Annotated in this window: 13 protein-coding genes; 8 read left to right on the top strand and 5 right to left on the bottom strand. The window is 38.6% G+C overall.

Annotated features, from left to right (window positions below):
* Window position 1: 1 nt before the first annotated feature.
* Window positions 2–547, bottom strand: coding sequence for a crossover junction endodeoxyribonuclease RuvC (gene ruvC / locus F952_RS11140; protein WP_026056842.1), 546 nt, complete (start codon window positions 545–547; stop codon window positions 2–4).
* Between the two features lie 125 nt (window positions 548–672).
* Here ruvC and F952_RS11135 point away from each other — a divergent pair, with 125 nt between their 5' ends.
* The gene (locus tag F952_RS11135) at window positions 673–1,239 is read left to right on the top strand and encodes an FxsA family protein (protein ID WP_004927452.1); all 567 of its coding nucleotides are present in this window, start codon (window positions 673–675) and stop codon (window positions 1,237–1,239) included.
* A gap of 98 nt (window positions 1,240–1,337) precedes the next feature.
* On the opposite strand, the gene F952_RS16950 is transcribed toward F952_RS11135, so the two are convergent.
* The gene (locus F952_RS16950) at window positions 1,338–1,514 is read right to left on the bottom strand and encodes a hypothetical protein (protein WP_004927447.1); all 177 of its coding nucleotides are present in this window, start codon (window positions 1,512–1,514) and stop codon (window positions 1,338–1,340) included.
* Between the two features lie 234 nt (window positions 1,515–1,748).
* Between F952_RS16950 and F952_RS16730 the strand changes: the two genes are divergently transcribed.
* Window positions 1,749–2,000: a hypothetical protein gene (locus tag F952_RS16730; protein WP_004927444.1), complete on the top strand. Its 252-nt coding sequence runs from the start codon at window positions 1,749–1,751 to the stop codon at window positions 1,998–2,000.
* A 73-nt stretch (window positions 2,001–2,073) separates the two neighbouring features.
* Here the strand turns inward: F952_RS16730 and metK are convergent, their stop codons facing one another.
* Window positions 2,074–3,240 carry a methionine adenosyltransferase gene (metK, locus tag F952_RS11130; protein ID WP_004927441.1) on the bottom strand — a complete coding sequence of 389 codons (1,167 nt, stop codon included), beginning with the start codon at window positions 3,238–3,240 and terminating at the stop codon, window positions 2,074–2,076.
* Window positions 3,241–3,774: 534 nt separating this feature from the next.
* Here metK and tkt point away from each other — a divergent pair.
* Entirely contained in the window at window positions 3,775–5,763 is a 1,989-nt protein-coding gene (gene tkt / locus F952_RS11125; RefSeq protein ID WP_004927438.1) for a transketolase, read from the top strand.
* Between the two features lie 299 nt (window positions 5,764–6,062).
* Window positions 6,063–6,644 (top strand): YceI family protein, encoded by a 582-nt coding sequence (locus F952_RS11120; protein WP_004927435.1) that lies wholly within the window; start codon window positions 6,063–6,065, stop codon window positions 6,642–6,644.
* A gap of 93 nt (window positions 6,645–6,737) precedes the next feature.
* Here the strand turns inward: F952_RS11120 and F952_RS11115 are convergent, their stop codons facing one another.
* Window positions 6,738–8,153, bottom strand: a complete 1,416-nt coding sequence (locus F952_RS11115; RefSeq protein WP_004927432.1) for an aminotransferase-like domain-containing protein — start codon at window positions 8,151–8,153, stop codon at window positions 6,738–6,740.
* A gap of 292 nt (window positions 8,154–8,445) precedes the next feature.
* On the opposite strand from F952_RS11115, the gene F952_RS11110 reads away from it, so the two are divergent.
* The 4 genes from F952_RS11110 (at window position 8,446) to aroC (ending at window position 11,664) form a co-directional block, all read left to right on the top strand.
* Window positions 8,446–9,291, top strand: a complete 846-nt coding sequence (locus tag F952_RS11110) for a hypothetical protein (protein ID WP_004927429.1) — start codon at window positions 8,446–8,448, stop codon at window positions 9,289–9,291.
* 2 nt (window positions 9,292–9,293) lie between these two features.
* Window positions 9,294–9,455, top strand: a complete 162-nt coding sequence (locus F952_RS16945; RefSeq protein WP_004927428.1) for a hypothetical protein — start codon at window positions 9,294–9,296, stop codon at window positions 9,453–9,455.
* A gap of 94 nt (window positions 9,456–9,549) precedes the next feature.
* Window positions 9,550–10,560, top strand: coding sequence for a 50S ribosomal protein L3 N(5)-glutamine methyltransferase (prmB, locus tag F952_RS11105; protein WP_004927425.1), 1,011 nt, complete (start codon window positions 9,550–9,552; stop codon window positions 10,558–10,560).
* 12 nt (window positions 10,561–10,572) lie between these two features.
* On the top strand, window positions 10,573–11,664 hold the full coding sequence (aroC, locus tag F952_RS11100) for a chorismate synthase (RefSeq protein WP_004927424.1): 1,092 nt from the start codon (window positions 10,573–10,575) through the stop codon (window positions 11,662–11,664).
* A gap of 53 nt (window positions 11,665–11,717) precedes the next feature.
* Here the strand turns inward: aroC and F952_RS11095 are convergent, their stop codons facing one another.
* Window positions 11,718–12,209: a hypothetical protein gene (locus F952_RS11095; protein WP_004927422.1), complete on the bottom strand. Its 492-nt coding sequence runs from the start codon at window positions 12,207–12,209 to the stop codon at window positions 11,718–11,720.
* Between the last annotated feature and the right edge of the window lie 2 nt (window positions 12,210–12,211).

Genomic DNA, 12,211 nt, shown 5'->3' with positions numbered 1-12,211 from the left:
ATTAGCGACGACGGGTACTGGATCGGCTTCGTCCACGTGCCATACCACCTAAAGCATTTAAAACAGCCATTTTACTCATACTGCCAGAAGCGTGTGCATGACAAATGGCGGCTGCAAGTGCATCTGCGGCATCGGATTGTGGTTTAATCGTTAAATTTAATATACGCATTACCATCATCTGCACCTGTTCTTTGTCGGCTGCACCATAACCCACAACCGATTGTTTAATTTGTCTTGCTGTATATTCGGCTACTTCCAGATCCAGATTGACCAAAGCTGCAATTGCAGCACCTCTGGCTTGGCCTAGCTTAAGTGCAGAGTCGGGGTTTTGTGCCATAAAGACTTGTTCCACCGCGGCTTGTGTTGGGCCATGAAATTTAACAATTCGTTCCACACCAGCAAAAATTCGTTTTAATCGTTCTGGCATGTCCTGACTTTCAGTACGAATTGTGCCTGCATCGATAAAACGCAGCTCATTACCATTTTTTTCAATGATTCCATAACCTGTTAAACGTGAACCTGGATCAATTCCAATAATTAATGGCATAAAAGACTTTAAAAATAAAATATTGCCCATATTTTTACATAAGCGTATGAAAAAAGCTTGATTCTATTTGAGTCGGTCTTGATACTGCGTAAAACCTTTAATTTTTGAGATAGACAAAGTTTCAAATGAATTTACTTCTTATTGTTGTTTTTGGTGCGATTCTGGAGATTGCTGTTTGGATTGGGATTGCTCAGTTCATTAGTGGCTGGTATGTATTTTTCTGGTTCATTATTGCTTTTTTCATCGGCTTGAGTATGCTTCGTTCAAGTACATCCAGTATCATGCCTCAATTACAACAGATGCAAATGTCTGGGCAAATGGGGAATGATCCTGCTGTCACTAAAAAACTTGCTGTCGCAATGGCCGGTTTTTTATTGATGTTACCTGGGGTTGTTTCAGACATTTTGGCATTATTAATTTTGATTCCAGGTGTTCAGACACTATTTCGCAACGCACTTATGAAAACGCTGGCTAAACGTCAACAAGCCATGATGAATAAAATGATGGGTGGCATGATGGGCGGTGACGTTGGTGGAAATGCTGGTCAAAATCCATTTGAAGACTTGATGCGTCAAATGCAGAACATGCAAAATCAACAAGGTGCTTCACCATACAACGACTCTAATGTGATTGATGGTGAAGCTCGCGAAGTTAAACCCGATCAAAAACAGATTGAGCACAAAGATAAATAGTAATCAATCTTTGCTTGTTATGAGCTGAATGATTTGTATCATTCAGCTTTTTTTAATTATTTGAAAGTCAAAAAATTAATGGAATAAAGATACATCAACTATTTTGTATTTACTGTTAATGCTTGATATTGCTGAATATCTATATTTGTAGATGGTTTTTCAGATGGTTGATATTTATTTGGTGTTAATTGAGTTTGTTGGTTTTCTGATTGTTTATAACCACGACTACGATTTGCACGTTCGCGAAATCCACCTTTACTGATGATTTTTGTCATGTGCGTGCCATCCACTTTATTTCAGAAACAATAATTTTAGCAATTTAGCTAAGATTTCTCTACATTTTGATCAAAACATGATACCAGAACAGAAATGTTACAGAGGCACAAATGTAGACTTTTACCGTTGAATTGTTGAACCGCTTAACATAATATAAAACTAGATGGATCGAGATGATCCAGATGCAGACGAAATTAAAAAAACAAATCAGCAAATAAGTAGGGAGAATACCTATGCTGTATCAATATCGTTGTGCTTGCTGTGAAAAGGTGGTTGAATCAACGGACAAAGAATGTCCTTATTGCGGCTCTCAGCATATACGTAGTCCATATGGATGGTGGATTTTTTGTTTGGTCGGTTGTTTAGCCGTAGTCATGGTTGTCAAAACTTTACACTTTTACGTTGAGGCTCAAGATGATACGCCTAGTCAGCATGTAATATTAGATATATTCAATCATGATAAAACCACAAAATCGAATAATTAAAACTAGAGGCTGTGCTAACTAAATTATATGTAAATAAAAAAGTCCGATAAATCGGACTTTTTTGAATTTAATCTTACAGACCTGCAGCGTCTTTAAGAACTTCGACCTTATCGGTCTTTTCCCAAGTAAAGGCAGTATCTGAACCTTCACGACCAAAATGGCCGTAAGCAGCGGTCTGCTTATACATCGGTTGAAGCAAATCAAGCATACGGGTAATACCATATGGACGTAAATCGAAATGCTCACGAACCAAGGCGATGATTAATTCTTCATCTACTTTTGCTGTGTTAAAGGTATTAATCGAGATGGATGTCGGTTCAGCAACACCAATGGCATAACTGACCTGAATTTCACATTTATCGGCCAAGCCAGCAGCAACAATATTTTTCGCAACATAACGGCCAGCATAAGCAGCAGAGCGATCAACTTTAGAAGGATCTTTACCTGAAAAAGCCCCACCACCGTGACGCGCCATACCACCATAAGTATCTACAATGATTTTACGACCAGTGAGACCGCAGTCACCTACAGGGCCGCCAATCACAAACATACCAGTTGGGTTGATATGAAACTTAGTACCCGCATGAAACATTTCGCTTGGAATAACAGGTTTCACAATTTCTTCAATCACAGCTTCTTTTAACTGTGCCTGAGAAATTTCTGGATCGTGTTGAGTGGAGAGTACAACTGCATCCAAACGTACAGGCATACCATTTTCATAAGCAAAGGTAACCTGGCTTTTAGCATCTGGACGTAACCAAGGTAAAGCACCTGAGCGACGAAGTTCAGCTTGACGTTCCATAAGGCGGTGAGCGTATGAAATTGGTGCAGGCATAAGCACATCAGTTTCACGACTTGCATAACCAAACATTAAGCCTTGGTCACCAGCGCCTTGATCTTCAGGTTTCTGACGATCTACACCTTGAGCAATTTCTGGAGATTGCTTACCAATCATGTTGATAATGGCACAGGTTGAACCATCAAATCCAAGATCTGAATGATGGTAGCCAATACCATTGACGGTTTGGCGTACAATTGCTTCAAAATCGACATTGGCCGTTGTAGTAATTTCACCCGCTAGAACCACAGCACCTGTTTTTACGAGTGTTTCACAAGCAACCCGTGCATATGGGTCTTCTTTTAAGATTGCATCCAAAATAGCGTCACTAATTTGATCTGCCATTTTATCGGGATGACCTTCGCTTACAGATTCCGAAGTAAAAACAGCGTACTCGCGCATGAAAGTCCTATTACAGTTAATTCAAAAGACGGAATATGTTACATCGACTTAGACGCTAGGACTAGCTTAAGCTGACTAAAATCCATGAATTTATTTCAATTCATATAAATTTTAATTGATATCAATAGAACTCATAACGCTTAATCTTGCACTTAAGTCTTGTAAAGCAAGATATTCTATTCAACATGAAATTTATGTGAAAATGATTGTGTTTGAATGATTCATCACTAAAAATAAATATTGAGTTGAGGTGATTTAAACTCACGCCTTTGATCTTAAAAGTGAATTATTTTCATCTATTGAGTATGAGTAAGTCTAAGACTAGCAAATTAGAAGTAGAGATAAACCGTTGGACGACCAAATTTAACGTCGCTGATCAGTTAATTTTTAATCATCTTGTTACCGAATTCAAAAAAACAAACACTAATCGTAACTCTAGGCTTTACCCATCACACTTTTTTTAAGACAATAGACGCTGTTTGAATTCTGATTCATTTTCTTCTTCCTAATCAGCTTTAATTTGGATACTGATCTATGACGACCCCTTTAAACGAACGTCGTATTGCAAACGCAATTCGTGTATTGGCTATGGATGCTGTGCAACAAGCAAACTCAGGGCATCCTGGTGCTCCAATGGGGATGGCAGATATTGCTGATGTGGTTTGGCGTGAATTTCTAAATCACAATCCAACAAATCCACAATGGGCGAATCGTGACCGTTTTGTGCTTTCTAATGGTCATGGTTCAATGCTGCATTATGCATTACTTCATTTAAGTGGTTATGATCTTTCCATTGAAGACCTTAAGCAGTTCCGTCAGCTGCATTCAAAAACACCAGGTCATCCAGAGCTAGGTTATGCGCCAGGTATTGAAACAACAACAGGTCCATTGGGTCAAGGGATCGCAAATGCTATAGGTTTTGCTTTGGCAGAAAGAACCTTGGCAGCTCAATTTAATAAAGATGATTTGAAAGTCGTTGATCATTATACTTACTGTTTCCTGGGCGATGGTTGCTTGATGGAAGGTATTTCTCACGAAGTATGTTCACTGGCAGGTACGTTAGGTCTAGGTAAGTTGATTGCTTATTATGATGATAATGGCATTTCAATTGATGGCGAAGTTGAAGGCTGGTTCAGTGATGACACTGAACAACGTTTTAAAGCATATGGCTGGCAAGTTCTGCGTGTAGATGGTCATGACACAGATGCGATTCGTCAGGCGACTGTTGAAGCAAAAGCACAAACTGCTCAGCCAACGATCATTATTTGTAAGACGATTATCGGTTTAGGTTCGCCAAACAAACAGGGTAAAGAAGATTGTCATGGTGCTCCATTGGGTACAGATGAAATCAAACTTACTCGTGAAGCACTAGGCTGGGAAGAAGAAGCATTTGTTATTCCAAAAGATGTTTATTCTGCTTGGAATGCAAAAGATAAGGGGCAAGCTGCAGAGTCTGCATGGAATGATGTATTTGCTCAGTATCAAGCGAAGTATCCGTCAGAAGCAGCAGAATTACTCCGCCGTGTTCAAGGCGACTTGCCTGCAGAATTTCTTGCGCAAGCAGATGCCTTTATTGCTGAAACCAATGCAAAAGCTGAAACAATTGCAACGCGTAAAGCAAGCCAAAATACTTTACAGGCATTTGGTCCTTTATTACCAGAATTGCTTGGTGGTTCGGCAGATCTTGCTGGTTCCAACCTAACACTTTGGAAAGGGTGTGAAGGCGTACAGGATAATCCAGCGGGTAACTATGTGTACTACGGTGTACGTGAGTTTGGTATGACTGCCATCGCCAATGGTGTTGCATTGCATGGCGGTTTTATTCCTTACGTTGCGACTTTCTTAATGTTTATGGAATATGCGCGTAATGCAGTACGTATGTCTGCCTTAATGAAACAGCGTGTAATTCACGTATATACGCATGATTCAATTGGTTTAGGCGAAGATGGCCCAACGCATCAACCCATTGAACAGATTGCTTCATTGCGTGGTACGCCAAACCTCAACACATGGCGTCCAGCCGATACGGTAGAAACAGCGATTGCATGGAAATCTGCGCTTGAGCGTAAAGATGGTCCAACAGCGCTGATCTTGTCTCGTCAGAATTTGCCATTCCAATCACGTTCTGAAGCTCAAATTCAGGATGCTGCAAAAGGTGGTTATGTTTTGGCTCAAGAAAAGGGTGAGTTAAAAGCAATTATTATCGCGACTGGATCTGAAATTTCAGTGGCAATGGATGCTTATGTACAGCTTGAAGGTGTACGTGTGGTATCGATGCCGTGTGCTGAAGAGTTTATGAAACAAGATGCAGCATATCGTGAGTCAGTATTGCCTTCACAGATTCGTGCTCGTGTTGCTGTAGAAGCTGCTCACGTCGATTACTGGTGGAAGTTTGTTGGTTTAGACGGTAAAGTCATTGGTATGACAACGTATGGCGAATCTGCCCCAGCGAAAGACTTGTTTAAGCATTTTGGTATTACCAGTGATGCAGTTGTAGAAGCAGTGAAGAGTCTAACAGCTTAATTGTTTTTATATAAAAAAGCCCTTTAAAGGGCTTTTTTATATTTTACCCTTTAGATTCGATGTTGAATAAATGTTGTTTTTTGTGGATTTCCTGTCTAAATCAAAAATAGACTATTAATTTAATATGTACTAATCCTGATGCTTACGATGAGAATTATTTGATAAATGCAGTGATTGTTAAGTTTTAATAAATATTTGTTGGTTGTTTCATCCATGCAACATATCGTTTTATAAATATGAATGTATTAAATTATTGATTGTATAGACTTATCAATATTATTTCACAGGATAACAAGCTCATGAATCTTAAAACATTATCTCTCGGTTTAGCAGTTGCAGTCTCAAGCTCTTTTGCATTGGCTGCGCCAGTAGATTATAAAATTGATCCAACTCACACAGCGACTGTATTTTCTTGGAACCACTTCGGTTTTTCTACCCCAAGTGCAAACTTTAGTGATATTCAGGGTGTAATTAAGGTAGACAACGCGAAACCTTCAAACTCATCTGTTGAAGTTACCATTCCTGTAAGCAGTGTAAATACTAACGTGACTGCTTTGGACAAAGAATTCCAGCAAGAAGCATGGTTCAATGCGGCTAAATATCCAAACATTACATTCAAAAGTACGAAAGTTGAAACCAAAGATAAAAAGCATTTCAAAATTACAGGTAACTTGACTGTAAAAGGTATTACTAAACCAGTGGTACTGAATGCTGTTTTGAACAAACAAGGCGAGCATCCAATGGCTAAAGTACCAGCGATTGGCTTCAATGCGACCACTTCATTTAATCGTTCAGAATTTGGTATCGGAAACTATGTACCAAACGTTGGCGACAAGATCACAGTCAACATTACAACAGAAGCTGAAGCTGCCAAAAAGTAAGCATCTAAAAGTGAGTTAAAAAAATGGCTTGGTGTATCGTTACCCAAGCCATTTTTTGTTGCATAAATATTGTGTATTACTTTAAGTGAGTATTTATGTTTCAAGCTTTGCATTAGATAATTGTTTGAGTGTAATAGTCAGGACATCCAACGCAGATTGAATATGATTGCTCCAGTCAAATGAGCAGTTGATCCGAATAAACTGTTGATGCTGCTGAGAGTAGTTAAATAATATGCTTGGTGCTACAGCAATATTTTGGTTTAGCAATGTTTTGTAGATTTCTTCACTACTGGCTTGTTCTGGAAGCATAATACATAAAAAATAACCACCTAATTCATAGTGAATACGGCATTGTGTTGGCAGATTCTGCTTAAGATAGTGATAAAAGCGTTTTTTATTTTTTTTAAGCTTCAATCTCAGACTTCTCAAATGTTTTTCATAATGATGGCTAGATAAAAATTCAACCAGTGCATTTTGAACAAGGGTATTCGCTGAAATGGTACTCATAAGTTGCAAGTGTTGAATATGTTCAGAGTATTTACCTGCATACACCCAGCCAACACGAAAGCCTGCACCCAGTGTTTTAGAGAATGAGGAACAATGCATAACCAGATTATTCTGATCATAATATTTCATGGGAAGTGGTTTATTTAAGCCATCAAAAAGTTCTTCGTATACATCGTCTTCAATAAGATGAATATGATGTTGATGCAGTAATTTTGCGATCTTAAATTTGATTTCTTCAGATACTGTAAATCCTAAAGGATTGTGTGCATTAAACATCATCCAGCATACTTTTACAGGGTAGTGCAAAATCAACTGTTCAAAAGCATCTACGTCTATACCGCAATGTGCATGTTCAGGCACCGTAATCACTTTTAATCCTAATCGCTCCGCTGCTTGCCAAGCGCCGTAAAAAGTTGTCTGCTGCAACACAATATAATCGCCAGGTTGAGTGAGTGCCTGTAATGAGAGGTTTAATGCATCTAAGCCCCCTGAAGTAATGACAATATCATCGGCTTGTGTCGGAATTCCTTGCATACAATAGCGCTGGGCAATAATTTTTCTTAAAGCCAAATTACCAGGTGGAAGATTGGTGGTCTGATCATAACTTTTTGGATACCGCGCAAGCTGGCTTACAATCTGACGTAATTTGATCGGCAATAATAATTCACTATCAGGAAAGGCAGAACCGAGTGAAACTAGATTAGGCGTCTGAATCGATTTGAGATATTTAAAAACAGACGAGTTAATTTCAATTTTTGGAGCGAGTGTGCTAGCAGAATCTAGAGCAGGTTTCGTTTGTTCTGCAACAAAATAACCTGATTTTTCTTTAGAATAGATGAGGCCCTGAGCTTCCAGCTTTTGATAAGCATTCATGACAGTCATTAAACTAAACCCAGAACTTTCAACCTGCTCACGAAGTGAAGGAAGTTTGGTATGTGCTTTCCAGATATTTTTTTCAATTAAAGATTTGAGTTGATGCGCTAATTGGTCTGACTTATACATGGGCAAAGCACAAAAATAAAATGATTGTATCGAGTTAATCTAATTGAAAAGTAAGGCCTCAACTAGCTATATCTATTAATAATTTATCAATTGAGATTAAGAAATACGCCTTATTTAATCTTAGTGCCTGATAATTAAAAAATTTTTTTGAGATGAAAATATAACAAATATCTGTGATTTATCTGAACTGTTATAGTTTTTAAAATTATGACTGTTTCTATTTTTTAGTCAATCTTTCCAGCATGATCATCATCATTAACGAGATAGTTGCTATGAAGATTGAAGGATTGAGATGTTTATTACTGAAGAGTTAAATGCAGTCATACAGATCTTTTTAGATCGAGAACCCTCAAAATTAATGCAAAATCAAGCCTTACAGACTTATGTAAATCTTGAAGCCACGCTATTACGTGCTAAAGTTTTAAGAAATCTTGCACAAAACAAACTTATTTATATTGCCCAATCATTGATCAAGGAAAATGAAATAGATCTAGGTTATCTCTTTGCACCATTTATCTTGGCAAATTTGAATCAACCTGTTATTTACAGTACCCCTAAAAGCAAACCCATCATCAATATATTAGGTCGATACTATGATGTCAATCAGCAGGTCAATATTAAAATACAAAGCATTTTAGAGAGTTTAAAACTCTATCTGGATTTGACCGAAAGCAATGATGATATTGATTTCTTATTTAAAGCATTGATTCAAGCATTATGCCAGACAGATTTGGATACCTTATTTTTGATTACAGATATTCGATTTGATGAAAAAAAGCTTCAATTATTACAAGATTTTTTGGATATCAAAATTTATGTGATTTCAACATCAAAACACACAGCGTTATTAAAAGACCATCCGCTTAGCCTGAAAAAATTATTATTTAAATCAAAAGATGATTTTCATAGGAATGTTTGTAAAAGTTTTTCAGAGATGAATGCTAATCTCGTGGTCTCAACAGATTTATTTACTCACCAGCAAGCGACGCATCTGGTTGAAGATATGTTTTATTCGGAGCATATTTTTGAAAAGCTATCTATATACGCTGAATATATTCAGACCCATATTCAAAATGATCAGGCTTTAGGTCTCTCCTTAATACAAAAGTCTCATTTAAGAAGGTTACAGGAGTCATAATCATGTCAAATCATAAAACTAAATTTCCATACTTGATTGTTGGAGTCAGTATTTTATTAGGTTGTTTATTTATTAGTTTCTTTTACTTGGCAGTAAGTAATGAACCCGATTATATGCCTTCTCAGGCAGCTAAAGAGGTTTCAATCTCTAAAAAAACTTCATGAGATGCTGTTTTGCAATGAGAAGATCATCTTATAAAGCAGCTCAAAACAAGGTATGATAATGGGTTTTGCATAACTACCTTTTGGAGACCCCTGAGTGGAGCGACCGACTATCAGCCCTGAACACTTACAGGAAGCATCAGAGAATTTAAGCACAATTCGTGATTTTATTCGTTTTGGTGTCACTGCATTACGTCAATATGATGCTCATTTGGGACAAGGCACAGAAGATTATTTCGCTGAAAGCTCAGCTTTGGTATTGCAAACTCTTTCACTGGAATGGGCAGCGGATGCGGAGATTCTGGATGCCAAACTATTACCAAGTGAAAAAGCAGAATTTTTAAGCTTATTGGAGCGTCGTATCAACGCGCGTATTCCAACGTCTTACTTACTCAATCTTGCCTATTTTGCAAATAAACCTTTTTACGTCGATGAACGGGTTTTAATTCCACGCTCTCCTGTAGCAGAACTCATTGAACAGCGTTTCGCACCCTATGCTTTAGATGAAAATGGTGAAATGCGGGAAGCTTTAAATAGCCTTCCAGAAAATGCCACACCAAAAACACCACAGCGTATTTTAGATATGTGTACAGGGTCTGGTTGTATTGCAGTTGCTTTGGCATATGCGTATCCAGATGCAGAAGTCGATGCAACGGATATTTCAAAAGATGCGCTTGAAGTTGCAGCGTTGAATGTTGAGCATCACAATAAACAGTATCAAATTGCCTTACTTGAATCTGACTTGTTTACAAAAATTCCAGCAGAAAATCAGTATGATCTTATCGTCAGTAATCCTCCTTATGTGGATGCCGAAGATATGGCAGATCTACCCGAAGAATTTTTACATGAGCCAGAGCTTGCATTGGCAGCAGGTCAAGATGGTCTAGATTTAGTACGTAAAATGCTCGCGCAAGCTGCTGACTACTTAAGCGAAAATGGTTTAATTGTGATTGAAGTTGGAAACTCTGAGTGGGCAATGCGCCAAAACTTTAATACAGTTGATTTCCACTGGTTAACTTTCCAGAAAGGTGGTTCAGGTATTTTTGCGTTAACGGCTGAGCAATGTCGTCGTTATCAACGTTTGTTTCAAGAATCTTTAGACGTATAAGGAGTTGTATACATGGCAGGGAATAGTATAGGACAACTCTTTCGTGTCACAACGTGTGGCGAATCACATGGTGTGGGCTTGATGGCGATTGTCGATGGCGTTCCACCTGGGCTTGAATTGTGTGAAGAAGATTTACAAAAAGATTTGGATCGACGTAAGCCTGGTACATCTAAGTTTGCAACGCAGCGTAAAGAACCTGATCAAGTAAAAATAATTTCGGGCGTGTTTGAAGGTAAGACGACAGGCACATCGATTGGTTTGTATATTGAAAATACAGATCAGAAGTCTAAAGATTACGGCAATATCGCGCAAACTTTCCGTCCTGGTCATGCCGATTATACTTATACGCAAAAGTATGGTTTCCGTGATTATCGAGGTGGTGGTCGTTCGAGTGCACGTGAAACGGCAATGCGTGTTGCAGCAGGGGCTATTGCTAAAAAATATTTGGCAGAAAAGTTTGGCCTTGTGGTTCGTGGCCATGTCATACAGATTGGCAATGAAGTCGCAGAAAAATTAGACTGGAATGAAGTTTCCCAGAATCCATTTTTCTGTGGCGATGTCGATGCTGTGCCTCGCTTTGAGGCTTTGGTGACCTCTTTACGCGAGCAGGGAACAAGCTGTGGTGCCAAACTCGAAATTTTGGCCGAGCAAGTTCCTGTGGGTTGGGGGGAGCCTGTTTTTGATCGTCTGGATGCAGATATTGCACATGCAATGATGAGCATTAATGCAGTTAAAGGTGTTGAAATAGGGGATGGTTTTGCCGTAGCAGGACAATTTGGACATGAAACACGTGACGAATTAAGCACACAAGGTTTTTTGGCGAATCATGCTGGTGGAATTTTAGGTGGAATTTCGAGTGGTCAAACCATTCGTGTTGCGATTGCACTTAAACCTACTGCAAGTATTACCACATCAGGAAAGACCATTAATTTGGATCGGGAAGATACAGATGTACTGACCAAAGGTCGCCATGATCCTTGTGTTGGCGTGCGCGCGACACCAATTGCAGAAGCAATGCTCGCCATTGTACTGATGGATCATTTTTTACGACATCGTGCTCAAAATGCGGATGTTGTTATGCCATTTGAACCCATAGCACCTTAAGCATTTTGCTTTACAATTAACTGCCTCACGCCATGAATGACGTGAGGCATTTTTTATGACTTGTTATACACGTCGATAAAGTTTTTATATGCGCTTGATTGTTGTCCATCTTTATACATGGCACGTTTGATTGGTCCATGATCAGTATTGATTTGTATATCAATCGATTTTGCATTTTTAAACTGTGTTAGAAAGCTGCTTGGTACCAAAATGTAATTGCTTGAACGTCTTGGTTCTAAGCGACTCACAGATCTTAACACGGTCGGCTGCGCTGGCTTATAGGCCAGATGCTTTCCATCTACGATAAATATTACTTTTTTAATGTCATAGTATAAATATGAACTATTTAAACGAACATTAATCCGAAGCTGGTCCTTGTTTTCAGGGTTCCAGCGTGCACTTAGAATCGGACACTGTTCATTTGGCTGACACAAGGGAATTCCTGCTGTCGCAATATCATCTGTTGGAGTGTTCGATTCTTGAGGAACAGTAGCACATCCATGTAAAAACAATATTGTAGTAAACAGACCAAATATTTTTCTCATTT

Origin of the sequence: Acinetobacter baylyi DSM 14961 = CIP 107474 (assembly GCF_000368685.1) — a bacterium.
In the GTDB taxonomy this organism is placed as follows: Bacteria; Pseudomonadota; Gammaproteobacteria; order Pseudomonadales; family Moraxellaceae; genus Acinetobacter; species Acinetobacter baylyi.
The sequence above is the reverse complement of the archived record's forward strand: the minus strand, read 5'-3'. Positions and strand labels throughout refer to the sequence as shown.

What these genes read in the sequence shown, in the direction of transcription:
- ruvC (WP_026056842.1), bottom strand. Translation starts at nt 547, where the DNA reads ATGCCATTAATTATTGGAATTGATCCAGGTTCACGTTTAACAGGTTAT.
- F952_RS11135 (WP_004927452.1), top strand. Translation starts at nt 673, where the DNA reads ATGAATTTACTTCTTATTGTTGTTTTTGGTGCGATTCTGGAGATTGCT.
- F952_RS16950 (WP_004927447.1), bottom strand. Translation starts at nt 1,514, where the DNA reads ATGACAAAAATCATCAGTAAAGGTGGATTTCGCGAACGTGCAAATCGT.
- F952_RS16730 (WP_004927444.1), top strand. Translation starts at nt 1,749, where the DNA reads ATGCTGTATCAATATCGTTGTGCTTGCTGTGAAAAGGTGGTTGAATCA.
- metK (WP_004927441.1), bottom strand. Translation starts at nt 3,240, where the DNA reads ATGCGCGAGTACGCTGTTTTTACTTCGGAATCTGTAAGCGAAGGTCAT.
- tkt (WP_004927438.1), top strand. Translation starts at nt 3,775, where the DNA reads ATGACGACCCCTTTAAACGAACGTCGTATTGCAAACGCAATTCGTGTA.
- F952_RS11120 (WP_004927435.1), top strand. Translation starts at nt 6,063, where the DNA reads ATGAATCTTAAAACATTATCTCTCGGTTTAGCAGTTGCAGTCTCAAGC.
- F952_RS11115 (WP_004927432.1), bottom strand. Translation starts at nt 8,153, where the DNA reads ATGTATAAGTCAGACCAATTAGCGCATCAACTCAAATCTTTAATTGAA.
- F952_RS11110 (WP_004927429.1), top strand. Translation starts at nt 8,446, where the DNA reads ATGTTTATTACTGAAGAGTTAAATGCAGTCATACAGATCTTTTTAGAT.
- F952_RS16945 (WP_004927428.1), top strand. Translation starts at nt 9,294, where the DNA reads ATGTCAAATCATAAAACTAAATTTCCATACTTGATTGTTGGAGTCAGT.
- aroC (WP_004927424.1), top strand. Translation starts at nt 10,573, where the DNA reads ATGGCAGGGAATAGTATAGGACAACTCTTTCGTGTCACAACGTGTGGC.
- F952_RS11095 (WP_004927422.1), bottom strand. Translation starts at nt 12,209, where the DNA reads ATGAGAAAAATATTTGGTCTGTTTACTACAATATTGTTTTTACATGGA.